Origin of the sequence: Sphingobium sp. B1D7B (genome assembly GCF_025961965.1) — a bacterium.
Classification (GTDB): Bacteria; Pseudomonadota; Alphaproteobacteria; order Sphingomonadales; family Sphingomonadaceae; genus Sphingobium.
In genome coordinates this window covers 2386178-2411232 of record NZ_JAOQOR010000001.1, presented here as the reverse complement: position 1 = coordinate 2411232, position 25055 = coordinate 2386178, and the positions used below count along the sequence as shown (strand labels likewise).

Here is a 25055-nt window from a genome sequence, read left to right as displayed (position 1 = left end):
CCTTGCCCCGATCCGGCCTGTCTGCGACACGCCCGATCCTGTGCCGAAAGTGAGCCGCCGCAACGGCGCCATTCCAAAAGCTAGACTTTCCGCGACTTTCCCGCGCCGCAGCGCGTGACTCAATTTTGACCCCCGATCTTTACAGGGGGGGCCACAGGTCATATATGCGCACCCCTGCTGCCCCATGGGACTTCCACCGCAAGGCAGCTCTTTTCGACTGCAATCCACTGGAGGTCCCTTGAGTTGTACAAGCATCATAGCGCGCTGGGGGTAGCTCTCTCCCTCAAACCGGCAGCACCGGTAACGCTTATTCGCCCGCAGGCAGCTGCCCGCGCCGCTCGATACTTCTCGACGAAGTTCCCGGGGCGCTCGCTCTATGCCGTCAAGGCCAATCCCTCGCCCGCGTTGCTCGAAACGCTGTGGGCGGCTGGAATCACGCATTTCGATGTCGCGTCCATTGCCGAGGTTCGGCTGGTCGCGCGGACGCTGCCGCAGGCCAAGCTCTGCTTCATGCATCCGGTGAAGGCCGAGGAAGCCATTCGCGAGGCCTATTTCAAGCATGGCGTGCGGACCTTCTCGCTGGATTCGCTCGAGGAGCTGGAGAAGATCGTGCGGGCCACCCGTGGCGCGCCGGACCTTGAGCTGTGCGTGCGCCTGCGCGTCTCCTCCGAGCACAGCAAGCTGAGCCTTGCTTCCAAGTTCGGTTGCGATCTCGCCGATGCGCGTGAGCTGCTGCAGGCCACCCGTCAGGCCGCCGATGCGCTCGGCATCTGCTTCCACGTCGGCAGCCAGGCGATGTCGCCCCACGCCTATGTGCAGGCCATTGAGCGCGTGCGCGCCGCGATCGTCGATGCATCGGTGACGGTGGACATTGTGGATGTGGGTGGCGGTTTCCCCTCCACCTATCCCGGCATGGAGCCGCCGCCGCTCGGCCATTATTTCTCGGCCATTCACCGCGCCTTCGAGAGCCTGCCGATTTCCTATTCGGCAGAGCTGTGGTGCGAGCCGGGCCGGGCGCTGTGCGCGGAATATAGCTCGCTGCTGGTGCGCGTGGAAAAGCGCCGCGGTAACGAGCTGTTTATCAACGACGGCGCCTATGGCGCGCTGTTCGATGCCGCGCATCTCGGCTGGCGCTTTCCCGTGCAGTTGCTGCGCGCGGAAGCCAACGAGGCGGATCAGGAAGCTTTCAGCTTTTACGGCCCGACCTGCGACGACATGGACCATATGGCCGGCCCGTTCATGCTCCCTGCGGACGTGCGTGTGGGCGACTATATCGAGATCGGGATGCTCGGCGCCTATGGCAATGCCATGCGCACCGACTTCAACGGCTTCGGCGCGGAGAGCGTCGCACAGGTCGCCGACGAGCCGATGGCCAGCCTCTACCGCGAGGAAGAGCCCGTCCCGCAGCAGTCCAACGTGGTGCAACTGCGCCGCTAAAGCGGATTGCCAAGCCTGGCAGAATGAGACAGCCTCTCCGGACAAGTTTCGGGGAGGCTTTTTCATGTCCGTCAATCTGCTGGTGCCGGTGTTTGCGCTGGTGCTTTGGTCCATCGTGATGCTCATCTGGATGGTCGCGCTGCGGCTCCCGGCGCTGAGCAAGCTCAAAATCTCGCCGGAGCAGGCACGCGGCGGACGTGGGCAGGATCTCGACCGGATGCTGCCGCGCGAGATCAACTGGCCGGCGCACAATTATGCGCATCTGATGGAACAGCCGACGATCTTCTACGCGACGGCGATCGGCTTGGCGCTACTCGGCCAGGGCACGACGGCCAACATCGCCCTCGCCTGGGCCTATGTGGGCATCCGCATCGTCCACAGCGTGTGGCAAGCGAAGGTGAACACCATTCCGGTGCGCGCCAGCCTGTTTTTCCTCTCGTCGATCCTGCTGGCGGTGCTGGCCGTCAACGGCCTGCTCGCCGCGCTACGGCTCAGCGCCTGAAGGTCGCGACCAGCTCGACATGGGTCGACCAGCGGAACTGGCCGACGGGCTTCACCCGCTCGATGCGGTAGCCTGCCTCGGCCAACATCACCGCATCCCGCGCGAAGCTGGCCGGATTGCAGGAGACATAGACGATCAGCGCCACCTGTGAGGCCGCGATCTGCGCCACCTGGTCGCGCGCGCCGGCGCGGGGCGGGTCGAGCACGACGGCATCGAAGCGGTTGAGTTCCGCCGGGGTGAGCGGACGGCGGAACAGGTCGCGATGCTCCGGGAAGATGCGGCCGGGCAGGCGATTGCCGCCGCCGCGCAGGGCCATCACGAGATCGCGGGCGGCCTCCGCCGCATAGACCTTCCGCCCCGGCACATCATTGGCGATGGACAGGGCGAAGGTGCCGAGCCCCGCGAACAGATCGGCCACCATCGCCGCGCCGCCCAATGCCTGACGCACCTCGGCGACCAGAGCCGCCTCCCCGTCCTGCGTCGCCTGCAGGAAAGCGCGTGGCGGGTAGCCAGTGAGGACATCGCCGAAGCGCACCGTCGCCGGCTCCGGCTCCCAGATGGTCATCGGGGCATCGTCATCGATCAGGATGAGCCGGGCGAGCTGGTTCTCCCGGGCGAACTCGAGCAGCGCTTCGGTATGCGCGAGGCCATCGACCCGCAGGCCTGAAAGGACGACATCCACGCCCTGATCGACCAGCGTCAGATCCGCCTCGCCGGGCTGGCGATCCGGCAGCATCGTCGCAAAGAGCGCACGCAGCGGGGCGACCAGCGCGAAAAGGCGCGGGTCCAGCACCGGGCATTCGCGCAGATCGATAAGCTTGTGACTGCCCTGCTCCGAGAAGCCGAACTGGACGCGCTTGCCGAGCCGCAGCGCGCGCAGGCTGGCCCGACGACGGCTATGTGGCGGCGAGACGTGCGGCGCCGCGACCTCCTGCGCGCTCAGTCCCTGCCCGGCCAGCGCGCCGGCCACGCGATCGCGCACATAGTCGGTGAAGGCCTCACCCGACAGGTGCTGGAGCTGGCAGCCCCCGCATTGCGGGAAGTGCCGGCATGGCGGCGTGACGTGATGCGGCCCGGCCTCGATGCTGCCATCGGTGCGCAGACGGTCGCCCGGCGCGCTCAGCGCCACATGGCGGCCATCCGCCGTCACGCCATCGCCTCGCGCGGCAATGCGGACGATAAGATCGGGATCGGGGCTGGTCATGAGGCACTCGCAAGGGCAGCAGGAAGGCAACCGACAAGATCGTCGGCAATGAAACCCGCGCCGGCACGGCGGCCAGCCTCGCCATGCAGCCAGACGGCCTCACAGGCAGCGGTGAAGGCATCGCCCGTAACCGCCAGACGGCTCGCGCACAAGCCGGCCAGCACATCGCCCGTGCCGGCGGTGGAGAGCCATGACGAAGCCGGCGGGGCGACGACGCAGCGTCCATCGGGCGCGGCGATCACGCTGTCCGCGCCTTTGTGGACGACGACGGCCCCGATATCGGCCGCCGCCGCGCGAGTGCGATCGATCTTGTTGCCGGAGCGTTCGCCGAACAACTGGCGAAACTCGCCCTCATGCGGGGTGACGATAGCAGGGGATGGTGCTTCCGCCGGACCCCGCGTGCCCATCAGCCACAAGGCATCTGCATCGGCGACGGTCGGCACCCCTGCGGTCAAGGCCGTGAGGAGCGTGCGCCATGCGGCATCATTGCGCCCAAGGCCGGGGCCGACAAGCAGCGCCTTGGCCCGATCCACCTCGAAATGCTCGCTGCACACAATGGCGTGGCTTTGGGGACTGGCCGGCGCAGTCTGCCCGATCAGCCGCACATAGCCAGCACCGCTGTGCGCCGCCCCCTCCGCCGCCAGCGCGGCCGCGCCCGGCATCGCGCCGGCCACAACGCAGACCAGACCGCGCAGATATTTGTGGGCATCACGGGCCGGAGGCCGGATCGATGGCGGTTGAAGAACCCGCGCGGCATCCGCCGGCGCGTCGATGCCGATGTCGACAAGCCAGCGCTGCTGCGCGAAGCCGAGCGCCGGCATCAGCACATGGGCGGGCTTCCAAGCGCCCAGCGAGAGGCAATGGGTGAAGACCGGCACTGGGGAGAGCGCGAGCGCGGCATCGCTCTCCACGCCGCTCGGGACGTCGATGGCGTAGCTCAGTTGCGCGGCATCGACCAAGGCGCCGAGCCGCGCCGCCAGCTCCGGCGACAGGCCGCGCGTGAGGCCGATGCCGAACAGCGCATCCACCAACTGCGTCGCCGGTTCGGCAAGCATGATATCCTCGACCGGGCCGCCCCAGTCGGTGCGCGCCTTGCGGCTGCTGTCCGTTCCGCTCTCGCCCAGCGCCGCCACGCGGACGGGCACGCCCAGATCGCGCAGGGCACGGGCGATGACGAAGCCGTCCCCGCCATTGTTGCCGGGGCCGCAGAGCACCAGCACATCGCGCATCGCGCCAGCGCGGAAGATCACCTCCGCAGCGCCCTCGCCGGCCCGGCGCATCAGAGCATAGGAGTCCGTCCCGGCGTCGAACAGCGCCTGTTCGGCGGCGCGCATCTGGGCGACGGTAAGGATGGGCGTGGCGGTCATTGGCGGCTGCATCGCGGAGAGCGTAGGTTTCCTGATCCACCACTGTGCTCCTGCGAAGGCAGGAGCCTAGGGTGGTCAGGACGGTTGCTTGCGCCCTGGGCTCCTGCCTTCGCAGGAACACGGCGTTGAGCAAATAAGCGTCGGTGGCGCCGCAACTGACGCAGGGATGCATCAGCCCAGGCCCCTCTCCCGAGGAGAAGGGCCATGGGATCAGATATCAGCGAAGACATGCTTCTCCGCTTTGGCCCCGGGATGCGTCACCGCGCCCTGCCAAGCCGGGCCGACATTCTGCGCGTAGCGCCACAGGGCACCCGCCTGATAATCATTCTGGCGCGGTTGCCACTTCGCCCGGCGCTCGGCGAGCACGGCTTCGTCGACCAGCAGGTCGATCGTGCCCGCCTCGGCATCGATGCTGATCGTATCGCCATTTTCGACCAGCGCGATGGGGCCCCCGTCCGCTGCTTCCGGGCCGACATGGCCGATGCAGAAGCCGCGCGTGCCGCCCGAGAAGCGCCCGTCCGTGATGAGCGCGACCTTCTCGCCCAGACCCTGCCCATAAAGCGCAGCGGTGGTCGAGAGCATCTCGCGCATGCCGGGGCCGCCTTTGGGGCCTTCATAGCGGATCACGACGACATCGCCGTCCACGATCTGCTGCGCCTCGACGGCGGCGAAGGCCTCTTCCTCGCGCTCGAACACCTTGGCGATGCCGGTGAACTGCAGGCGCTTCATGCCCGCGACCTTCACGATCGCTCCTTCCGGCGCAAGGCTGCCCTTGAGGCCGACGACACCGCCGGTCGGCGTGATCGGCGTCTTGGCGTCGTAGATGACCTTCTGGTCAGGGTTCCACGTCACTTCGTCGATATTCTCGCCCAGCGTCTTGCCGGTCACCGTCATGCAATCGAGGTGCAGCAGGCCGGTCTGGGCCAGCGACTTCATGAGCATGTAGATGCCGCCGGCGGCATGCATGTCCTTGGCCACATACTTGCCGCCCGGCTTGAGGTCAGCCATGTACGGCGTGGTCTTGAAGATCTCGGCCACGTCGAACAGCGAGAAGTCGATGCCGCATTCATTCGCCATGGCCGGCAGGTGCAGCGCGCCGTTGGTGGAACCGCCGGTCGCCGCGACGATGCGGGCGGCATTCTCAAAGGCTTCGCGCGTGCAGATGTCCCGCGGGCGCAGGTTGATCTTGAGCAGTTCCATGATCTGCTTGCCCGCCGCGACGGCGATTTCCTGACGGCTCTTGTAGGGCGCCGGCACCATGTTGCTGTTCGGCAGCGACAGGCCGATGGCCTCGCCGACGCAGGCCATGGTGTTGGCAGTATATTGCCCGCCGCATGCGCCATGGCCCGGACAGGCCGCCTTCTCGATGGCCGTCACTTCCGAGAGCGGGCAATTGCCGGCAGCGAACCGCCCGACAGCCTCGAACACGTCGATGACGGTCAGGTCCTCGCGATCCTTATACTGGCCGGGGAGGATGGAGCCGCCATAGACGAAGATGCTGGGCACGTTGAGCCGCAGCATCGCCATCATCATGCCGGGGAGCGACTTGTCGCAACCGGCGAAGGTCACCAGCGCGTCATAGCAGTGGCCGCGCACGGAGAGCTCGACCGAGTCCGCAATGACCTCGCGGCTGACGAGGCTGCTCTTCATGCCCTGATGGCCCATGGCGATGCCATCGGTCACCGTGATGGTGTTGAACCGGAACGGCGTGCCGCCTGCCGCCATCACGCCCTCGCGCGCCCAATTGGCCTGCGTATCGAGCGTGGTGTTGCACGGCGCGCTGTCATTGCCGGCGGAGGCGAGACCTACGAACGGCTTGGCAATATCCTCTTCCTTCCAGCCCATCGCATAATAATAGCTGCGGTGGGGGGCGCTCTCGACGCCAACGGAGACGTAGCGGCTGGGGAGTTTGGATTTGTCGAAGCTGTGGGTCATTTCATTCACCTTCCTGCGGGCAGCGCTCTAGGCCCGTTGCGGGGCGGCTTGCAAGCATGGAGGGCGCAAAACACGCCTGTTGCGAGCCGCTCTCAGGAAAAGGCCGCACGGCAGGCGCGCAGCACCGGCCCGATGATGCCCGCCAGCCGCGCCTGACCGGCGCCGTCGCTCACCAGATCCTGCCGCATCTCGATGCCAAGATAGGGCCGCCCATGGGCCTCGGCATGGCGGTTCATCGTCGCATTGAGCAGCTTGCCCGAATAGGGCTCCTGATCGCCGACCAGCAGCCCGGTGGCGGCCAGCAGTGGGATGGCGATCCGCGCGCCGCGATCGTCCTGATTGTAGAGCACGCCGATGTCCCATGGGCGGGCCTCCTCGGGCCGGCTGCGCAATTGCGGCGTAAAACTGTGCAGCGAGAGCAGAAACGGCCGATGCCCCTGTTCGGCCAGCGCGGCGACCTCGGCATGATAGGGATCGTAGAAGCGCGCGAGGCGGTCGGCGACCTCGGCGGTGCTGTTGCCCTCGATATGGTGGCCATCGCTATGCACCGGCACCAGCCCGGCCGAATCCGCCTCGCGATTATAATCGATGACGAGGCGCGAGACGCCGCCCAGGATGGCGCAACACCCGCCTTGATCCACCAGCAGCCGCGCGACCTGCGCGACGCCGATGTCGACCGCGACATGCTCCTCCAGCACGGCAGCGGGTAGACCGAGATCGATATCCTCCGGCACATGGTTGGAGGCATGATCGGCGATGATCAGAATCGGTGCGGACGGATCGCCCAGGATTTGAAACGCAGCAGTCATGTCCAAGGCCTAGCGCAGTTTGCGGCCTGCCAAAAGACCACGTGTTCAGCGCAGCAGGCTGGTCATCACCCACCAGTCGGGATGGTCGGCGATGATGCGGTCTGCGGCGGCATCCCGCTCGGCCTCGCTCGCGAAGACGGCAAAGCAGGTCGCACCGGAGCCGGACATGCGGGCAACTTGGGGAAGCTGCGCGCGCAGCACCGCCAGCACGTCCTCGATTTCCGGCACCAGAGCCATAGCGCTCGCCGTCAGATCGTTGCGGCCCCGCGCCCATGCCAGCGGATCCAGCGCGCCCCGGTCGATGCCGTCCCATCCGCCGAACACAGGCCCGGTCGGGCAGGCGATCAGCGGATTGACCAACAACACGGGCGTCTCTGCAAGATCGAGATCGATCGTCTCCAGCCGGACGCCCACGCCCGACCCGAATACGGTGGCCGAGCCAAGGCAGGCGGGCACATCGGCGCCCAACGCCGAGGCGATGGCCGGGAAATCGATCTCCATCGGCCGCACGTCCCACAGCCGCACCAGCAGCCGAAGCGCAGCGGCGGCATCGGCCGAGCCGCCTCCGATGCCGGAAGCAACCGGCAGGTGCTTCTCGAGCAGCAGATCGGCGCCCAGATGGCCGCCAGTCACGGCTTGCAAGGCATGCGCTGCGCGCATCACCAGATTGCGCTCATCGGTCGGCAAGCCATCAGCGAACGGCCCTTCGACCCGCAGCGCGATCTCGCCGTCCTCGCGGAGCGTGCCGCTCAGCCCGTCGCCATCCGCGCAAAAAGCGAACAGGCTCTCCAGCTCATGATAGCCATCAGCGCGGCGCGCGCGGACATGAAGGGCAAGGTTGAGTTTGGCGTAGGCGGTTTCTGTGAGCACGGCCGCGCTCTTAGCCGCTCTGAACGCCGCTGTCTCGCCTACATATGCTGGCTGCGTGATAAGAGCACGCCGCGCACTCCGAGGGCGACGGGAACCATTCCGTCCGAAAACCGTCTCCCTATCGTCAAAACATTGTGTTGAAAGGGACCTCCATGCTCTGGACCATCATCGGTATTCTGATCGTTCTGTGGCTGCTTGGGTTCGTCCTGCATGTCGGCGGCGGCTTGATCCACATCCTCCTACTGATCGCGGGCGTGGTGTTCGTATTCCAGCTCATCACCGGTCGCCGATCTCTCTGATCGCGCCAGATGATCGATGAACAAACGGGGCCTTGATCGGCCCCGTTTTTCTATGCGTCAGCGAGGGTGTAGGCGCAGCTACATGTTCGGATAAGTCGGCCCGCCGCCACCCTCGGGCGCCACCCAGTTGATATTCTGGGTCGGGTCCTTGATGTCGCAGGTTTTGCAGTGGACGCAGTTCTGCGCGTTGATCTGGAAGCGCGGGTTGCCGGCGCCATCCTCTACCACTTCATAGACACCCGCCGGGCAATAAAGCCGGGCCGGCTCGTCATAGAGCGGCAGATTGTAGCGGATCGGCACGTCGGGGTCCTTGAGCTGCAGGTGGACCGGCTGGTCCTCCTCATGATTGGTGCCCGAGAGGAAGACGGACGAGAGGCGATCGAAACTGAACACCCCGTCCGGCTTGGGATAGGCGATCTTGTGAACGGCATCCTTGCGCCAGAGCTTGGTATGGTCGGCCTTGTTGCGCAGCGTAAACGGCAGCCCGATGCCGAGCGTGCGCATCCACATATCGATGCCGGCAAACAGCGTCCCCGCGACATTGCCGAACCTGGCCAGCGCCGGGCCGGCATTGCGCACCAGCTTCAGCTCCTTGGCGATCCAGCTTTCGTCCAGCGCGGCGGGGTAGGCATCCAGTACATCGCCGGAACGATCCGCGGCGACCGCATCCGCCACGGCGTCGGCCGCCAGCATCGCGGATTTCATCGCTGTATGCGTGCCCTTGATGCGCGGCACATTCACAAAGCCGGCCGAGCAGCCGATCAGCGCCGCGCCGGGCATCACCAGCTTCGGGATGGATTGCCAGCCGCCCTCATTGATGACGCGGGCGCCGTAGGAGACGCGCTTGCCGCCTTCCAGCACCGCGCGGATATCCGGATGCTGCTTCCAGCGCTGGAATTCCTCGAACGGGCTCAGATAGGGGTTCTTGTAGCCCAGCCCGACCACGAAGCCGAGCGCCACCTGACCATTCGCCTGATGATACAGGAAGCCGCCGCCATAGGCATCGGTCAGCGGCCAGCCTTGCGTGTGGATCACCCGGCCAGGCACATGCTTGGCCGGATCGATGTCCCACAATTCCTTGCAGCCCAAACCATAGGTCTGCGGATCGCTCTCCGCTTCCAGATCGAAGCGGGCCTTGAGCTGCTTGGTGAGGTGGCCGCGCGCGCCTTCTGCGAACAGCGTGTAGCGGGCATGAAGCTCCAGCCCGGGCTGATAATCCGGCTTGCGAGTGCCATCGCGGGCGACTCCCATGTCGCCGGTCGCGACGCCCTTCACGGCGCCATTTTCATCGTACAGGATTTCCGCGGCGGGGAAGCCGGGGAAGATTTCCACGCCCAGCCCCTCCGCTTGCTCGGCAAGCCAGCGACACAGCGAGCCGAGGGAGCCGGTATATGTGCCCTTATTGTGCATGAACCCCGGCGTCAGGAGATGCGGCATTGCGAATTTGCCCGAGCGGCTGAGCATCCAGTGATGGTTCTCGGTGACCGGCACCTGCGCCAGCGGGCAGTCGCTGGTCCGCCACTCCGGCAGCAGTTCATCGAGCGCCCGGGGATCAATCACTGCGCCGGAGAGAATATGCGCCCCGATCTCCGAGCCTTTTTCCAGCACGCACACGCTGATCTCGCTGCCCGCCGCCTTGGCGCGCTGCTTGAGGCGGATCGCCGCGCTCAATCCTGCAGGGCCTCCGCCTACGATCACCACGTCATAGGGCATGGATTCCCGTTCGGACATGTCTACCTCCCTATGCGGCGGACGCTCTGGAGTTCCGTCCGGTCGCCGCAATATTTTCACGCTTTACAGTCGCCAGCGATGCGGCAGAGTTGACCGCGCCGTCAACCTCTGTCTCTGTAAACCCATGGGTGAGCAGGACATGATGACGCCGGAGCAGGCGGCCTATGCCTATGCGCATTGGTGGCGGGAAGCGGGGCTGGACTGCGCCACCGACGAGGCGCCCCGGCGCTGGCGAGATGGCGAACCCGTTCCATTCTGGCGACGCTCTTCCAACACAGCCAGTGGCGCAGCAGACGTTGCCGCGCGGCCGGCCGTTGATGCGCCTGCTGAAGCCCCCGGGCCGGCGCCGCAGCCCGCCCCCGTACAGGCCCGCACGCCGGATCAGGCGCCCAAGAGGATGCCGGGAGATATACCGGGCTTCCTGGATTGGATTGCGCAGGACGCAGGCCAGCCGGAAGCCGACTGGCATGGCGAGCGGATCGCGCTCCCCGCCCTGCACGCGCCGCGCCTCGTTCTCCTCGTCGAGATGCCGGCCGCCGGTGCAACCGATCTGGCCCAGCTTCTCGAGCCGCAACAGCAGCGGTTCATCGCCTCGATGCTCGGCACGCTCGGCCTTGAGCCCGCACAGGCGCCCTGTCTGCCGCTGGCTCTGCGCCGTCCGCCGGGCGGTCATCTCGATGCCGCTTTGCTCCCCCAGCTCGCTGCGCGGATCAGCCGCTATCTCGATCTGGTCCAGCCGGGCGCGATCATCCTGCTGGGTGACCGGATCGGCCGCGCCATGCTCGGCGAGCGCTGGCGGCCGGGCCTGGTGGGGCTCGAAAAGATTGACCTACCGCATGGCAGCGTGGATACGGTCGCCCTCGCGGGGCCTGATCTGCTGATGAACCGGCCGCTTGCCAAGGCCAGAAGCTGGCAAAGCGTGCGTATGCTCCATGGATTGTTGACGCAATGAACAGGTCCCCTTCCCGATCCCGTGTGCGCCGGTCGCTGCTCATGGCCCTGTCGCTGTGCGCGCTCGCTGGCCCACTGGCGGTAGCCCAGCCGGCGGCGGCAGCCTCCGCCATCCCGACGCCGAGCCAGGATGAGCAAGGCCGATATGGCGCCATTCTCGCCATGCTGGAGGGCAAGCGCTGGGACGAGGCGCGCAGTGCCATTCTCGGCCTCTCCGAGGCGGACAGTATGCGCCCGCATCTGCTTGCCGAGCTGTATCTCGCCAAGGATAGCCCCCGCGTCGAGCTGTTCGACCTGCTCGACCTGCTGCACAAGACGCCCAACCTTCCGCAGAACGACCGCATCGCCTCGCTGGCCCGCAAGCGGGGCGCGCAGACGCTGCCGGACCGGCCGGCCACGCGCCAGCTCATGTGGACCGGCACGTCGCCCCAGCGGCAGATGCTCCGCTCGGTGAAGGGCGATGCCGCGGCTGATCAGCTGCGCGGCACGCTGCTCCAGTATATCAAGGACGATCAGCCTAATCAGGGCGAGGCCCTGCTCGCCTCCGCCGAGGCCGGGCTCGGCATGGATGGCCGCACCGAATTGCGTCAGCGCCTCGCCTGGTCCTATTTCATCTGCGGCGATACCGCCAATGCCCGCCGCATGGGCGCGCTGGCCGTCAATGGCGGCACCGGCGAATTCGTGGCACCGTCTTACTGGGTGATGGGCCTCGCCGCCTGGCGCGAGAAGCAATGGGCTGCCGCCGCCGACTCTTTCTATCATGCCGCGATGAGCACGTCCGACGCGGACCTGCGCAGCCGCAGCTATTTCTGGGCGGCGCGCGCCATGATGGCCGACCGCAAGCCCGAGCGGGTCAATGCCCTGCTGCGCAGCGCGGCGCGCGATGAAGAGAGCTTCTACGGCCTGCTGGCCCGCGAAACGCTCGGCCTCGGCTTCAGCACCGCGCTCAAGCGGGAGAATGTGTCGTCGCAGGATTGGTCACTGCTCGCGGGCAGCGGCAATGTCCGCAACGCCGTGATCCTCGCCACGCTGGGCCGGAGCGCGCAGGCCGATGCCGTGCTGCGCCATGAGGCTGCGCTGAGCGACGACACGCGCTATAGCGCACTCGTGCATCTCGCCAGCGACCTCTCGTTGCCGACCACCCAGCTCTGGCTGGCGCAACGCTCGCCAAGCGGGCGCAAGTCGGCGGCCTATGCGCGCTATCCCCGCCCGGAATGGTCACCGAGCAATGGCTGGCAGGTCGAGCGCGCGCTGGTCTTCGCCCATGCCCTGCAGGAATCCCGCTTCCAGACCGATGCCCGCAGCCCGGCCGATGCGCGCGGCCTGATGCAGGTGCTCCCGGGCACCGGTGCGCAGCTTGCCCGCTCCAGCGGCATGGCAGTGACGCCCGATCAGCTTTACGATCCGGCCGTGAGCCTCGCGCTCGGCCAGGCCTATCTGCGCAAGCTCAGCCAGATGCCGGCCACGGGCGGACTGCTACCCAAGGTCGTCGCGGCCTATAATGCCGGCCCCACTCCGATCGAGCGCTGGAACGTGCAGATCCGCGATGAGGGCGATCCGCTGCTCTTCATCGAATCCGTGCCTTATTACGAGACCCGCGCCTATCTGAACGCCGTGCTGCGCAATTACTGGATCTACCAGATGGACGAGCAAGGCGGCCGCTCCCCGGCACTCTCGGCCATGGCGCAGGGCCTGTGGGTCCGCTTCCCGGATGGCAGCAAGGATGTCGCCGTCCGCGTCACCCCGCATGGGACTGCCGCCGGTGCCTATTGACGAGAGCCGCGTCTTCACCCCGGTTCAGATCGCCCTGCTCACCATCTCCGACACGCGGACGCTGGCGGACGATCGATCCGGCGACACACTGGCCGAGCGGGTTACCGCTGCCGGCCATGTGCTGAAGGCCCGCGAGATCAGCAAGGATTCGGTCGAGACGATCCTCGGGCACCTCCACCGCTGGATCGATGATCCCCAGATCGATGTCATCCTCACCACCGGCGGCACCGGCGTGACCGGGCGCGACGTGACCCCCGAAGCGCTGGAAAAGGTGCAGGACAAGGCCATTCCAGGCTTTGGCGAACTGTTCCGCTGGCTCAGCTTCCAGTCGATCGGCACCTCGACCATCCAGTCCCGCGCCTGCGCCTGCGTGGCGCGCGGCACCTATATCTTCGCCCTGCCCGGTTCGACCGGTGCGGTGAAGGATGGGTGGGATCAGATTTTGGTCTATCAGCTCGACAGCCGCTTTCGGCCGTGCAACTTCGTGGAATTGATGCCGCGGTTGCTGGAGAAGTAGGCTCAGGAAATCCACAGAACCGTTCGTGTCGAGCCCTTCGACTGCCCGCAGGGCGCGCGCTCAGGGCTCGACACGAACGCGGAGTGGGGGGCGGCCTGATTTTTCCGCCCCTAAAACCTCAATACGCGCGGCCGACCAGAACCCGCTCGACAGCCTTCTCGCCCGTAAAGATGCACGTCCCGCTCGCCGGCGTCGCATCCATCGGCACGTTGCGCAGCGTCAGCTTTTCGCCCTTGAGCCAAGTGACCACCTTGTCCAACGCTTCCCCGGTGGGCTTGCTCCATTCGACCTCGACCCAGCCGGGCTTGTCGCCGCCGAACGCACCCGCCAGCGCCGTCAGCTCGCTCACGTCGCGGCGGATGTTCGCCTCCAGCCGCGCGCGCGCCTCGCTGTGCAGGCTGTCCTGAACGCCGCGCAGCATGTCCGCGACCGCCGCCACGAAAGCATCCCGCGCCATGACCTCGCTCGCCAGCTTGCCCGCCTCATTATAGAGCCGGTCCCGCCGCACGACCGAAACATTGCCGCCCGCCACATCGCGCCCGCCGACCTCGACGATGATCGGCGCGCCCTTCTTCACCCAGCCCCAGCGCTTGGGGGCGGCCTTGATCGGCTTCTTGTCGAACAACACCCGCAGCGGCTCGCGGAACACGTCGACCGCGCCCAGATCCTTGGCGAGCGCGTCGCAATATTCGATGACCGCCGCATCCTCGTCCGTATCGCGCAGCATCGGCACGATCACCACCTGATGCGGGGCGATCATCGGCGGGCAACGCAGCCCGTCGTCATCGCCATGGACCATGATGACGCCGCCGATCATGCGGGTCGAAACGCCCCAACTCGTGGTGTGGCACAGGGCCTGCTGGCCATCCTGATTCTGGTACTGGATGCCCGCCGCCTTGGCGAAGCCCGTGCCCAGATAATGCGAGGTGCCGGCCTGCAGCGCCTTGCCATCCTGCATCATCGCCTCGATGGAATAGGTGGCGACCGCGCCGGGGAAACGCTCATTCTCCGGCTTTTCCCCCGCGACCACCGGCATGGCCAGCTCGGTTTCCGCAAAATCACGGTACATTTCGAGCGCGCGCATCGTCTCGGTCCTCGCGTCGGCTTCGTCGGCATGGGCGGTATGCCCTTCTTGCCAGAGGAACTCGCTGGTGCGCAGGAACATGCGGGTGCGCATCTCCCAGCGCACGACATTGGCCCACTGGTTGGTGAGCAGCGGCAGATCGCGCCAGCTCTGCACCCAGCGCGCCATTGCCTTGCCGATCACCGTCTCGGACGTGGGGCGCACGACCAGCGGCTCCTCCAGCTTGGAATCGGGATCGGTCTGCAGCTTCCCGTCGATGTTCTTGAGGCGATGGTGGGTCACCACCGCCATTTCCTTGGCGAACCCTTCGACATGGTCGGCTTCCTCGGCGAAAAAGGAGAGCGGGATGAACAGCGGGAAATAGCAGTTCTCAACACCCGCCGCCTTGATGCGCGCATCCATCAGCTTCTGGATGCGCTCCCAGATGCCATAGCCCCACGGACGGATGACCATGCACCCGCGCACGCCGCTTTCCTCGGCCAGATCGGCCTCGCTGATCACGGCCTGATACCAGGCAGCGAAATCCTTGGCTCGGGTGACGGGCAACGCGTGCTTGATGTTGGACAATGTCTGGCTTCCGGGATCTGGATTGGGGATTGCAGCGGTCTTTAGTGGCCGCGCGGAAAAATACCAAGACGTTCGCGCGCTGACGCTGGGAGACGAACGGGAACTTTCCCTGACCTCACTCGTCCCGTCTCCAATGGCCCACTTCTCGTCGATGATTCGCACTATGCCCCGCCGCACTCGGATCATCGCGATGATGGCGGCCGCGCTGCTGGTTCTGCTGCTGGCCCTGCTGGTGCTGGCTGCCACCTTTCCCGCTTCCTGGTTCAAGGAGGCCGCCGAGCGGCGCCTGTCCGACCAGACCGGCACCAGAGCCACCATCGGATCGATGACGCGTGAAAGCACATTCTCGTTCAGCCCCGTGATTCAGGTGCGGGATATCCGTGTGCCCCAGCCTGCCTGGGCCGGCGAAGGCGATCTGGCACGGATCGAGGCGTTGCGGTTGCGTCTTCCGGTCCTCGGACTGCTGCTCGGGCACGGCGGGCCGCAGGTGCTCTCCGCCCGGGGCGTACGACTGACGCTGGTTCGCGACGAGAATCGCCGCAAGAGCTGGGACGCGCTCGGCAGTAAATCGAATAAGGACGACCAGGGCAGCTCGGAAACGCCTTTGGTCCGTGTCGATGACGCTGTGATCGATTATCGCGATGCCTTCCAGAAGCGTCAGTTCAAGGTCAAGCTGTCCGTCGATCCGCAGCAGGGCTTGCGCGGCACCGGCGCCGGCACCGTCGAAGGGGAACCGGTCATGCTGCGCCTGACCGGCGCACCGATGCGCGCCGGCCAGAGCTGGCCATTCGATGCGCGCATCATGGGTGACGCCCTCACCATGCACGCGCGCGGCACGATGGCCGGCCCGATGCGCACGGACGATATGACGTTCAAGGTCTCCGCTCGCGCCAGCACGCTCAAACTGGTGGACCGGATCATCGAGGCGGGACTGTTCGGCACGCAGCCGGTCGATATCGCTGCCAATGTCCAGCGGCGCGATGGCGTGTGGAGCGTGGCCGATCTGGGCGGCACCGTCGGCCGTAGCCGGTTCACGGGCGCGCTCACGGTTCGCAAGGTGGATGGCCGCACCAAGCTGGATGGCGAGGCGCGCTTCAGCCAACTCGATTTCGAGGATCTGGCCGACGACAAGGGCAATGCGCAGGCGGTCGCGCTGGAGCGAGCGCAGGGCCAGAGGCTAGTGCCCAACACGCGGATCAACATCCGCAAGATCGACAAGACGGACGGGCGCATATCGGTGCGCGTCGACCGGATTTTGGGCGGGCGGCGCCCCTCCTCCCTCACCAATGCCAGCGCGGTGCTGAATCTCGACAACCGCATCCTCACCGTCGATCCGCTGCGCATCGGCCTGACGCAGGGCGTGATGACCGGGCGGGCCGTGGTCAATCAGCGGGACGGCCAGCCCAAACCGACGGTCACGCTGGCGCTCGACATGCGCAACAGCAGCATCGCGGCGCTGGCGGGCGGGGACGGCAATAGCGAGGGCGACGTGCAGGGCCGCGTGGACGCACGCGCGCGCCTGACCGGCGTGGGCGACACGATCCGCGAGGTCGTAGGGCAATCGAACGGAACCGTAGGCGCGGTCACCCGCGGCGGATCGATGCCGGCGCGGTTGGCCGGCCTGCTGGGCTTTGACATCGGCAAGGGCCTGTTTGCGGACGAAGACGGACGGGAAGCGCTGCGCTGCGGTGTGGTCCAGCTCGATATACGGGGCGGACGCGGCGTTGTGCGCACCTTGGTCGTCGACACGCCGGTCAGCCAGTCACGTGGCACCGGCACAGTCAGCTTCCCCGCCGAACGTCTCGAACTGACCCTCAAGGGCCTCGCCAAGAACGAACATGCGCTGCAGCTTCCCGGCAATGCCCATCTGCGCGGCACATTGCGCAATCCCGATCTGGTCGTGCCGAAAAATACGCGCTCGGTCGGCAACATCCTGAAGGCCGTCGGTCGAGCGATCGGTGGTCGCGCGGAAACCGCACCGGATGCCAATTGCGCGGCGCTGATCGCTCGAACCGTGGGCCGTTAAGGCGCGGCCATCCCGACCGCGCCGGGGTTGGTCACCCGCCCAATTTGTCAATCTTGGCATTGAGCGCGGCGAGTTGTGCCTTGAGCTCGGACACTTCATCGGCAGAGTCGCCAGCCTTCGCGGGTGCGGCAGGTGCAGCGGGCTTGAAGGCGTTCGCTGCGGCGTTGAGCATTTCCATGTTGCGCTTGGCGATCTCGGCAAAGGGTCCGCCGGCGAATGCGCCCTGCATGGCTTCCTGGAATTGCTGCTGGTTCTTGCGGAACGCTTCCATGCTCGCCTCAAGATATTGCGGCACCATGGACTGCATCGAGTCGCCGTAGAGCGAAATGAGCTGGCGCAGGAAGCTGACCGGCAGCATGTTCTCGCCGCGCTGCTCTTCTTCCATGATGATCTGGGTGAGCACATTGTGCGTGATGTCTTCGCCGGACTTGGCATCGACTACCACGAAATCGCGCCCCTCGCGCGTCATCTGCGAGAGCAATTCAAGTGTGATATAGCTGGAGGTTTCCGTGTCATAGAGACGCCGATTGGCGTACTTCTTGATGACAATGGTCCCTGATTCGCCACCTGATTTCGATCGTGCCATAGATGATGCTCCACCCTCCGTTGGGCGCAACATAGCATCGTTTCTTTCTGCACCGCAACATGGGCCGCGTCCGCTGCCGCTGTTTCTTTCCATATTGTGGCAAGTTACGGCACAGGACGCCCAATTACGGCGCAAGGCATTGGCAGGATTGCGCCGTTTTCAGACAGCGTCGCGACCTGCGCCGAGTGACCTGCCGGAAATTGCTGCGCAAAATGGCCGCGCGGCTTTGCTCACGCGAAACGGCAATGCACAACGCAGCATGAGGGGCACCGACGGAGACCGGGCGCCGGTCATCCTCATCCCGTCGCTGATCAACCCGCCCCATGTCCTCGACCTCTCCGAACAACGCTCCTTGCTGCGCTATCTTGGACAGCAGGGCCATGACCCGCTGCTGCTGGACTGGGGCACGCCGGACGATGGCGAGCGCGACGTCGATCTGGCCGATCATGTCGAGCGCATGCTGCTCCCCTTGGTGCAGCAACTGGATCGCCCGCCGCTGCTCGTCGGCTATTGCCTGGGGGGGACTCTCGCCATCGGCGCGGCGGCGCGACTGCAGGCGCTGGGCAAGCCGGTCGCCGGCGTCGCGACCATAGCGGCCCCCTGGGACTTCTCTGCCTATGACGCCCCCTTTCAGTCCCAGCTTGCCGAAATCTGGGCCAAGGCCAAGCCCGGCTGCGAGGCGCTGGGCCTTGTTCCCATGGAAGTGTTCCAGACCGGCTTCTGGTCGCTCGATCCCGATCGCACCATTCGCAAATATGCCGCCTTCGCCGAAATGGAGGCTGACAGTCCGTCCTTCGAGGCCTTCATCGCGCTGGAGGACTGGGCCAATGAAGGCGCGCCGCTGACACTGGCGAGCGGACGAGACCTTGCCGAGCGGTGCTATGGCGCCAATATGACAGCGAGCGGTCAATGGTCCATCCACGGCACCGTCGCGGACCCGCAAGCGCTGGATTGCCCGACGCTCGCAATCGCCTCGACCACGGACCGGATCGTGCCCGCCGCCGCCGTGCCACCTGCGGCGGAACGGATCGACCTTGCGCTCGGCCACGTCGGCATGATGATCGGCAGCCGTGCGGAAGCGCAACTGTGGAGAGGATTGAGCGACTGGCTTTCGCGCTGTGGCGGCTGATGCTAGAGGCCCGGCACGAGAGAGCAACCTGCGCCCCTGGCGCCGCAATCGAGGGACTTGCCAATCCATGACCGATATCGTCATCACCGCCGCCAAGCGCACGCCGGTCGGCAGCTTTCTGGGCAGCTTCGCCAACACCCCCGCGCATGAACTCGGTCGCGTCGCCATCGTCGCAGCACTAGAGCAGGCCGGCGTCTCGCACGATGAGGTGAACGAGCTGATCTTCGGCCAGGTGCTCACCACCGCCCAGGGCCAGAACCCCGCGCGGCAGGCGGCCGTGAACGCCGGCATCCCGATCGACCGCACGGCGATCACCATCAATCAGGTCTGCGGCTCGGGCCTGCGCGCCGTCGCGCTCGCCGCGCAGGCGATCCGCTGCGGCGATGCCAGCATCATGGTGGCCGGCGGTCAGGAGAATATGTCCCTCTCGCCCCACGCCCAGATGATGCGCGCGGGCACCAAGATGGGACCGATTACGCTGATCGACACCATGGTGAATGACGGCCTGACCGATGCCTTCAATGGCTACCACATGGGCATCACGGCGGAGAATCTTGCCGAAAAGTACGGCATCACCCGCGAAGAGCAGGACGCGTTCGCAGCGGCCAGCCAGAACAAGGCGGAAGCCGCCCGCGCCGCGGGTCGCTTTGCCGATGAGATCGCGCCTGTCACCGTCAAGGGCCGCAAGGGCGACACCATCGTCGATGCCGACGAGTATATCCGCGCCGGTGCCACCATCGAGGCGATGGCAGGGCTGCGCGCTGCGTTCAAGAAGGACGGCACGGTCACCGCCGGCAATGCCAGCGGCGTGAACGATGGCGCCGCGGCGCTGGTGCTGATGACGGCCGAGGAGGCCGCCCGTCGTGGCGCACCGGTGCTCGCGCGCATCGCAAGCTGGGCGACCTGCGGTGTCGATCCCTCGATCATGGGCATCGGCCCGGCCCCGGCCAGTCGCATCGCGCTGGACAAGGCCGGCTGGTCGCTCGCCGACCTCGACCTGATCGAGGCGAACGAGGCCTTCGCTGCGCAGGCTCTTTCGGTCGGCAAGGAACTGGGATGGAACCCGGACATCGTGAACGTGAACGGCGGCGCCATCGCGCTTGGTCACCCCATCGGCGCCTCGGGCGCGCGCGTGCTCACCACGCTGCTTTACGAACTCGCCCGCCGCGACGGCAAGAAGGGTCTGGCGACGCTCTGCATCGGTGGCGGCATGGGCATCGCCATGTGCGTCGAACGCTAAGCCAGACATATCCTCATCACGGACCCTTATCACAGGCGCCAGCTCTCGCACGGGCTGGCGCCTTATTGATGGCCACGGCGCCTGACTGAAGATTGCTCTGACAGACCGTCAGCCCCACGCCCCGATGGCTATAAATCGGCAGTGAAGGCCGAAAATTCGGCGCTTTCGGGTTGTCCTCATGCCGCATTGTCTGGATAAGGTGGGCAGACCTTTTGAGGATCGCCAGATCCTGATCGCCATCGGATCGTCAATCACCTGCCGACGCATCACGGGAGCTGCGGACTTTTGTTGCTGATACTCGCCTTGCTGCCATTTCTTGGCGCGTTGCTGTTGGCGATACTCAGCGGCACCAGCCGAAATCTTCAGGCGTGGATCGCCGCCGGCACGACCGGCGCGGCGCTCGCGATCCTCATCGCGCTCATGCCGGCCGCTCTCGCCGGGCAGACCCCTGCGATGCAGATCGACTGGGTGCCGGCCCTCGGCCTGTCCTTGGGGTTCTTCCTCGATCCGTTGGGCGCGATGTTCGCGGGGCTGATCCTCGGCATCGGCCTGCTCATCATCGTCTACGCCCGTTTCTATCTGGCAGCGGAAGACCCAATGGGGCGCTTTCTGGCCTTTCTGCTACTGTTCCAGGGCGCCATGCTGGGGATCGCCCTCTCCGACAATGTGCTGCTGCTGCTCGTCTTCTGGGAGATGACCAGCCTTTCCTCCTTCCTGCTGATCGGCTTCTGGCGCGATAGAGCCGAGGCTCGGCAGGGCGCCCGCATGGCGCTGGTGGTGACGGGCGGCGGCGGGCTCGCGCTCATCGCCGGGCTATTGCTGCTGGGCAGCATTGCCGGCTCCACCGATATTCGCACCATAATGGCCAGCAGTGACCTCATTCAGGCCTCGCCGCTCTATCCGGTCGCGCTGGTGCTCATCCTGCTCGGTTGCTTCACCAAGTCGGCGCAATTCCCTTTCCACTTCTGGCTGCCGCACGCCATGTCGGCACCGACACCGGTCAGCGCCTATCTCCATTCCGCGACGATGGTGAAGGCCGGCATCTTCCTGATCGCGCGCCTATGGCCGGCGCTGGCGGGTACGGATCTGTGGTTCTATCTCGTCGCGACAACTGGCCTCGTCACCATGCTGATCGGCGCCGCCATCGCGCTGTTCAAGACCGACCTCAAGGCCATCCTCGCTTATTCGACCGTCAGCCATCTCGGGCTGCTGACCATGCTCTTCGGCTTTGGCAGCGGCACGGCGGCGATGGTCGGCGTTTTCCACATCCTGAACCACGCCATCTTCAAGGCGGCGCTGTTCATGAATGCCGGCATTGTCGACCATGAGGCTGGCACGCGGGATATCCGCCGGCTGGGCGGTCTCGCCACGCTGATGCCGATCACCGCGACGCTGGGCATGATCGCGGCGGGATCGATGGCCGGCCTGCCTCCCTTCAACGGCTTCCTATCCAAGGAAATGATGCTCGACGAGGCGGCGCATACCGCCTGGCTGGGGATGGGCTGGCTGGTGCCAGCCATCGCGGTGGTCGCCGCGACGCTCTCGGTCGCTTATGCGCTGCGCTACGCTTTCCAGGTCTATCTGGGCCGCCAGCGCGATGACTATCCCCATGCGCCGCATGATCCGCCCTTCGGCCTTTGGGCGCCCTCTGGGCTGCTCGTCCTTCTGGTCATCCTCGTCGGCCTGTTCCCCGCCACGCTGACGACATGGCTCGTGCAACCGGTCGCCGATACCGTCACCGCAGGCAGCGCCGGGACATTCGCGCCGGCCCTCTGGCATGGCGTGAATGCTGCTCTGCTGATGAGCCTGTTTGCCGTGGCGGTGGGCGCGCTGATGCTCTGGCGGTTCGGCCTCGCCGAGCGCATCTGGCAAGCGCTCCCGCTGCCGGAAGCCAAGCGCCTGTTCGACAGCGGGATTGCGACGCTGGTGGACGCCGCCCGCGGCTTCATCCATGCCGTGCACAACGGTTCGCTGCAGCGGCAGCTTGCGCTGATCTTCGTGCTTGCCATTGCGCTGGCGGTCGAGGGCGTGCTGGTCGGGGGCGGCAGCGGCACCGGGCCGCGCGCGACGCTGCCGGCCTCGCCGCTCGCCATTATCGGCTGGCTGTTGCTGGTCGGCGCGACGCTGGCGGTCGTCATCTCCCAGCGCGAGCGTTACCTCACGCTCGTCTTCATCAGCGTTATCGGCCTCATCGTCTCGCTCGGCTTCGTCTATCTTTCCGCGCCCGATCTGGCCCTGACGCAGATTTCGGTCGAGACGGTCACGATCCTGCTGCTGTTGCTGGCGCTCAACCTGCTGCCCAAAAAGCCTGCCCGCCTCTCCAGCGATGGCCTGCGGCTGCGGGATGGCTTGCTCGGCCTGGTGGGCGGCACCGTGGCCGGGTTAGGCGCGTGGGCCGTGCTCACCCGCGCGCCTAACCAGCCCATCTCGACCTTCCATTGGGAGAACAGCTATTCGGGCGGTGGCGGCACCAATGTCGTGAACGTGACGCTGGTGGATTTCCGCGCTTTCGACACCTTCGGCGAGATCATCGTGCTGGGCATTGCCGCGCTGACCATCTTCGCCCTGCTACAGCCGGCGACGCGCGGCGCGGCCGGCGCACGGCTGCGGGCGTGGCTCCCGGACCTCATTCGCTCGCCCGAACGGCACCCGATGATGTTCGTCGTCGCCACGCGGCTGCTGCTGCCGCTTGCCATGATGGTCGGCATCTACATCTTCCTGCGCGGGCATAATCTGCCGGGCGGCGGTTTCATCGCCGGGCTCATCATCTCCATTGCCGTGCTGATGCAATATATGGCGTCGGGCTTCGAATGGGCCGAACAGCGCCGCAAGTTCGACGAGCATCTGATGATCGGCCTCGGGGTCATCATCGCCGCGCTTACGGGCATGGGCTCGCTCGTCTTCGGCGCCCCGTTGTTCACCAGCGCCTTTGGCTATGTCACCCTGCCCGTCATCGGCACGTTCGAGTTGGCGACGGCCATGCTGTTCGACATCGGCGTGGCGATGACCGTGATCGGCGCGGTCATGCTCGCGCTGGCCGAACTCAGTCACATCGCCCAGCGCGCCGACAAGGAAGACCATAGCGACGACGCGCCCATGGATGTCGACCCCGCGCGCAACCGGGAGGCCAAGGCATGATCAGCATGGAAATGCTCGTCGCCAGCGCCATCGGCATCCTCACGGCGGCCGGCATCTATCTGTGCCTGCGCGGGCGGACCTTCCCGGTGGTGCTCGGCCTTGCCATGCTGTCCTACGCCATCAACGTGTTTCTATTCGCGATGGGGCGGCTGGTCGTGGACCGCCCGCCGATCTATGAGAAAGGCATTACGGATTATACGGACCCGCTGCCGCAGGCGCTGGTCCTCACCGCCATCGTTATCGCCTTTGGCATGACGGCGCTGGTGGTGGTCCTTTCCCTGCGCAGCTTCCTCGAGACGGGCACCGACCAGGTCGACGGCAAACCGGATGACGAGCCGGAGGACATCGTGCCATGACCGCGCTGATCGCCGCCCCCTTATTGTTGCCCGCGCTCATGGCCGCAGCCACGCTGATCTTCATGCGCCGCCACCGCTGGATCGGCGCCGCCATTTCCATCGTGGGCGCGACCGGCCTCCTCGCCCTCGCCATCTATCTACTGGGCGTCGCCAGCAGCGGCACGATCTCCGTCTACGCGCTGGGTGACTGGGCCGCGCCCTTCGGCATCGTACTGGTGCTGGATCGGCTCTCGGCGATGATGCTGCTGATTACCGCCCTACTCGCCCTGCCCGTCTTGTGCCACGCGGTGCTGACCGGGCTGGACCGCAAGGGCTGGCATTTCCATCCTCTGTTCCAGTTCCAATTGCTCGGCATCAACGGCGCGTTCCTGACAGGCGACCTGTTCAACCTCTTCGTCTTTTTCGAGGTCTTGCTGATCGCCTCCTACGGCCTGATGCTGCACGGCCAGGGCCCGGAGCGGCTGAAAGCCGGCGTGCAATATGTAATCGTCAACCTCATCGGCTCGACGCTGTTCCTTTTCGCGATCGGGCTGCTCTACGGCATCACCGGCACGCTCAACATGGCGGACATGGCCGCCCGCATCCCGGCCCTGCCGGCTGCAGATCAGGGCCTGCTGCGCGCCGGCGCGCATCTGCTGACGCTGGTCTTTGCACTCAAGGCGGCCCTGCTGCCGCTGCAACTCTGGCTGCCGCGCACCTATGCCGGCACCTCCGCGCCCGTGGCGGCTTTGTTCGCCGTCATGACCAAGGTCGGCGCTTATGCGATCATCCGGACATCCTCGCTGATCTTCGGCGATCAGGCCGGCGCGGCGGCATGGGCGCCGGAGGTGTGGATGATGCCGGCCGCACTGGCGACGATGGTGATCGGTTTTGCGGGCCTGCTGGCAGCGCGCTCCCTACGCGATCTTGCCGCATTCGGGCTGCTCGGCTCCACCGCCACATTGCTGGTCGCCATTGCGGCGTTCGACCGCACGGTGCTGACGGCGGGACTCTATTATCTGGCGCACACCACATTGGCTGCGGCCTTGCTGTTCCTCGTCGTCGATCTCATCCGGCTGCGGCGCGGTCGTTACGGCGACACGATCGTCCCCTCCCCACGCTTTGCCGGCATCGAGCCACTGTCCGCGCTCTACCTGCTGGCGGCCATGGCCCTCGCGGGCCTCCCGCCGCTTTCGGGCTTCATCGGCAAATTGCTGATCCTGCAGGCGACATTGGCGGACCCTTGGGCGGCGTGGATCTGGGCGGTCATTCTCGGCACCACGCTCCTCGCCATTCTCGGCCTCGCCCGCGCCGGCAGCGCCATCTTCTGGAAGAGCGCAGCGCACCCCGACAATCCACACGAAGATGCCGCGACGGCAAAGCCCGATGCCCGTCTGGTGGAGATGTTGCCCGCCACCGCCTTGCTCGCGACGCTGGTCGTGCTCACCGTCGCGGCGGGGCCGGTCACGCGCTACATGGACGCAACGGCCCAGCAGCTTTTCGCGCCGACGCACACGATCGAGGCCGTGCTCGGCCCGGCGACGGGAGGGTGAAG

General features: G+C 66.2%; 20 protein-coding genes. 12 read left to right on the top strand and 8 right to left on the bottom strand.

All coding sequences use genetic code 11. From position 1 onward, the window contains the following. Nucleotides 1–243: 243 nt before the first annotated feature. Both M2336_RS11220 and M2336_RS11215 read left to right on the top strand, forming a co-directional pair. Nucleotides 244–1437 (top strand): type III PLP-dependent enzyme, encoded by a 1194-nt coding sequence (locus M2336_RS11220; protein WP_264572590.1) that lies wholly within the window; start codon nt 244–246, stop codon nt 1435–1437. 64 nt (nt 1438–1501) lie between these two features. Beyond that, nucleotides 1502–1939, top strand: coding sequence for an MAPEG family protein (locus M2336_RS11215; RefSeq protein ID WP_264572589.1), 438 nt, complete (start codon nt 1502–1504; stop codon nt 1937–1939). Here M2336_RS11215 and M2336_RS11210 read toward each other — a convergent pair. The 5 genes from M2336_RS11210 to M2336_RS11190 all read right to left on the bottom strand — a co-directional run bounded on the left by M2336_RS11210 (nt 1929) and on the right by M2336_RS11190 (nt 8124). Continuing rightward, the gene (locus tag M2336_RS11210; protein WP_264572588.1) at nt 1929–3143 is read right to left on the bottom strand and encodes a class I SAM-dependent RNA methyltransferase; all 1215 of its coding nucleotides are present in this window, start codon (nt 3141–3143) and stop codon (nt 1929–1931) included. The genes M2336_RS11215 and M2336_RS11210 overlap by 11 nt on opposite strands. Further along, complete coding sequence (locus M2336_RS11205; protein WP_264592996.1) at nt 3140–4510, bottom strand: NAD(P)H-hydrate dehydratase; 1371 nt, start codon at nt 4508–4510, stop codon at nt 3140–3142. Before M2336_RS11205 ends, M2336_RS11210 begins: the two co-directional genes overlap by 4 nt. 210 nt (nt 4511–4720) lie before the next feature. Next, the gene (gene ilvD / locus M2336_RS11200; protein ID WP_264570052.1) at nt 4721–6445 is read right to left on the bottom strand and encodes a dihydroxy-acid dehydratase; all 1725 of its coding nucleotides are present in this window, start codon (nt 6443–6445) and stop codon (nt 4721–4723) included. Between the two features lie 92 nt (nt 6446–6537). Then, complete coding sequence (locus M2336_RS11195; protein ID WP_264572586.1) at nt 6538–7254, bottom strand: N-formylglutamate amidohydrolase; 717 nt, start codon at nt 7252–7254, stop codon at nt 6538–6540. A gap of 45 nt (nt 7255–7299) precedes the next feature. Continuing rightward, the gene (locus M2336_RS11190) at nt 7300–8124 is read right to left on the bottom strand and encodes a 4-(cytidine 5'-diphospho)-2-C-methyl-D-erythritol kinase (RefSeq protein ID WP_264572585.1); all 825 of its coding nucleotides are present in this window, start codon (nt 8122–8124) and stop codon (nt 7300–7302) included. A gap of 152 nt (nt 8125–8276) precedes the next feature. Between M2336_RS11190 and M2336_RS11185 the strand changes: the two genes are divergently transcribed. Beyond that, nucleotides 8277–8423, top strand: a complete 147-nt coding sequence (locus tag M2336_RS11185; RefSeq protein WP_181559368.1) for a lmo0937 family membrane protein — start codon at nt 8277–8279, stop codon at nt 8421–8423. A 78-nt stretch (nt 8424–8501) separates the two neighbouring features. On the opposite strand, the gene M2336_RS11180 is transcribed toward M2336_RS11185, so the two are convergent. Next, nucleotides 8502–10154 (bottom strand): electron transfer flavoprotein-ubiquinone oxidoreductase, encoded by a 1653-nt coding sequence (locus M2336_RS11180; RefSeq protein ID WP_264572584.1) that lies wholly within the window; start codon nt 10152–10154, stop codon nt 8502–8504. A gap of 139 nt (nt 10155–10293) precedes the next feature. Between M2336_RS11180 and M2336_RS11175 the strand changes: the two genes are divergently transcribed. From M2336_RS11175 to moaB, 3 genes are read left to right on the top strand one after another with little or no spacing between them, the layout of a single operon-like run. Then, the gene (locus tag M2336_RS11175; RefSeq protein WP_264592995.1) at nt 10294–11106 is read left to right on the top strand and encodes a hypothetical protein; all 813 of its coding nucleotides are present in this window, start codon (nt 10294–10296) and stop codon (nt 11104–11106) included. Next, a complete protein-coding gene (locus M2336_RS11170) occupies nt 11103–12878 on the top strand; it encodes a lytic transglycosylase domain-containing protein (RefSeq protein WP_264572582.1) in 1776 nt (591 codons plus the stop codon). Before M2336_RS11175 ends, M2336_RS11170 begins: the two co-directional genes overlap by 4 nt. Then, a complete protein-coding gene (moaB, locus tag M2336_RS11165; protein WP_264574862.1) occupies nt 12868–13395 on the top strand; it encodes a molybdenum cofactor biosynthesis protein B in 528 nt (175 codons plus the stop codon). Before M2336_RS11170 ends, moaB begins: the two co-directional genes overlap by 11 nt. 118 nt (nt 13396–13513) lie before the next feature. On the opposite strand, the gene proS is transcribed toward moaB, so the two are convergent. Then, nucleotides 13514–15037: a proline--tRNA ligase gene (proS, locus tag M2336_RS11160; protein ID WP_264574861.1), complete on the bottom strand. Its 1524-nt coding sequence runs from the start codon at nt 15035–15037 to the stop codon at nt 13514–13516. Nucleotides 15038–15209: 172 nt separating this feature from the next. On the opposite strand from proS, the gene M2336_RS11155 reads away from it, so the two are divergent. Further along, entirely contained in the window at nt 15210–17072 is a 1863-nt protein-coding gene (locus M2336_RS11155; protein WP_264592994.1) for an AsmA family protein, read from the top strand. 31 nt (nt 17073–17103) lie between these two features. Here M2336_RS11155 and phaR read toward each other — a convergent pair whose 3' ends face one another. After that, nucleotides 17104–17658, bottom strand: coding sequence for a polyhydroxyalkanoate synthesis repressor PhaR (gene phaR / locus M2336_RS11150; protein WP_181559362.1), 555 nt, complete (start codon nt 17656–17658; stop codon nt 17104–17106). 259 nt (nt 17659–17917) lie between these two features. Here phaR and M2336_RS11145 point away from each other — a divergent pair, with 259 nt between their 5' ends. The 5 genes from M2336_RS11145 (at nt 17918) to M2336_RS11125 (ending at nt 25053) form a co-directional block, all read left to right on the top strand. Next, nucleotides 17918–18787: an alpha/beta fold hydrolase gene (locus M2336_RS11145; RefSeq protein WP_319801471.1), complete on the top strand. Its 870-nt coding sequence runs from the start codon at nt 17918–17920 to the stop codon at nt 18785–18787. Between the two features lie 67 nt (nt 18788–18854). Further along, the gene (locus M2336_RS11140; RefSeq protein WP_264572580.1) at nt 18855–20027 is read left to right on the top strand and encodes an acetyl-CoA C-acetyltransferase; all 1173 of its coding nucleotides are present in this window, start codon (nt 18855–18857) and stop codon (nt 20025–20027) included. Between the two features lie 285 nt (nt 20028–20312). Next, on the top strand, nt 20313–23165 hold the full coding sequence (locus tag M2336_RS11135; RefSeq protein ID WP_264572579.1) for a monovalent cation/H+ antiporter subunit A: 2853 nt from the start codon (nt 20313–20315) through the stop codon (nt 23163–23165). Nucleotides 23166–23170: 5 nt separating this feature from the next. Continuing rightward, nucleotides 23171–23521, top strand: a complete 351-nt coding sequence (locus M2336_RS11130) for a Na+/H+ antiporter subunit C (RefSeq protein WP_181561385.1) — start codon at nt 23171–23173, stop codon at nt 23519–23521. Continuing rightward, the gene (locus M2336_RS11125; protein ID WP_264572578.1) at nt 23518–25053 is read left to right on the top strand and encodes a monovalent cation/H+ antiporter subunit D; all 1536 of its coding nucleotides are present in this window, start codon (nt 23518–23520) and stop codon (nt 25051–25053) included. Before M2336_RS11130 ends, M2336_RS11125 begins: the two co-directional genes overlap by 4 nt. Nucleotides 25054–25055: the final 2 nt, after the last annotated feature.

Bases quoted from the DNA above. Each gene is read 5' to 3' on its own strand.
- M2336_RS11215 (WP_264572589.1), top strand. From the start codon at position 1,502: ATGTCCGTCAATCTGCTGGTGCCGGTGTTTGCGCTGGTGCTTTGGTCC.
- M2336_RS11210 (WP_264572588.1), bottom strand. From the start codon at position 3,143: ATGACCAGCCCCGATCCCGATCTTATCGTCCGCATTGCCGCGCGAGGC.
- M2336_RS11205 (WP_264592996.1), bottom strand. From the start codon at position 4,510: ATGACCGCCACGCCCATCCTTACCGTCGCCCAGATGCGCGCCGCCGAA.
- ilvD (WP_264570052.1), bottom strand. From the start codon at position 6,445: ATGACCCACAGCTTCGACAAATCCAAACTCCCCAGCCGCTACGTCTCC.
- M2336_RS11195 (WP_264572586.1), bottom strand. From the start codon at position 7,254: ATGACTGCTGCGTTTCAAATCCTGGGCGATCCGTCCGCACCGATTCTG.
- M2336_RS11185 (WP_181559368.1), top strand. From the start codon at position 8,277: ATGCTCTGGACCATCATCGGTATTCTGATCGTTCTGTGGCTGCTTGGG.
- M2336_RS11180 (WP_264572584.1), bottom strand. From the start codon at position 10,154: ATGTCCGAACGGGAATCCATGCCCTATGACGTGGTGATCGTAGGCGGA.
- M2336_RS11175 (WP_264592995.1), top strand. From the start codon at position 10,294: ATGATGACGCCGGAGCAGGCGGCCTATGCCTATGCGCATTGGTGGCGG.
- M2336_RS11170 (WP_264572582.1), top strand. From the start codon at position 11,103: ATGAACAGGTCCCCTTCCCGATCCCGTGTGCGCCGGTCGCTGCTCATG.
- M2336_RS11155 (WP_264592994.1), top strand. From the start codon at position 15,210: ATGCCCCGCCGCACTCGGATCATCGCGATGATGGCGGCCGCGCTGCTG.
- phaR (WP_181559362.1), bottom strand. From the start codon at position 17,658: ATGGCACGATCGAAATCAGGTGGCGAATCAGGGACCATTGTCATCAAG.
- M2336_RS11145 (WP_319801471.1), top strand. From the start codon at position 17,918: ATGAGGGGCACCGACGGAGACCGGGCGCCGGTCATCCTCATCCCGTCG.
- M2336_RS11140 (WP_264572580.1), top strand. From the start codon at position 18,855: ATGACCGATATCGTCATCACCGCCGCCAAGCGCACGCCGGTCGGCAGC.
- M2336_RS11130 (WP_181561385.1), top strand. From the start codon at position 23,171: ATGGAAATGCTCGTCGCCAGCGCCATCGGCATCCTCACGGCGGCCGGC.
- M2336_RS11125 (WP_264572578.1), top strand. From the start codon at position 23,518: ATGACCGCGCTGATCGCCGCCCCCTTATTGTTGCCCGCGCTCATGGCC.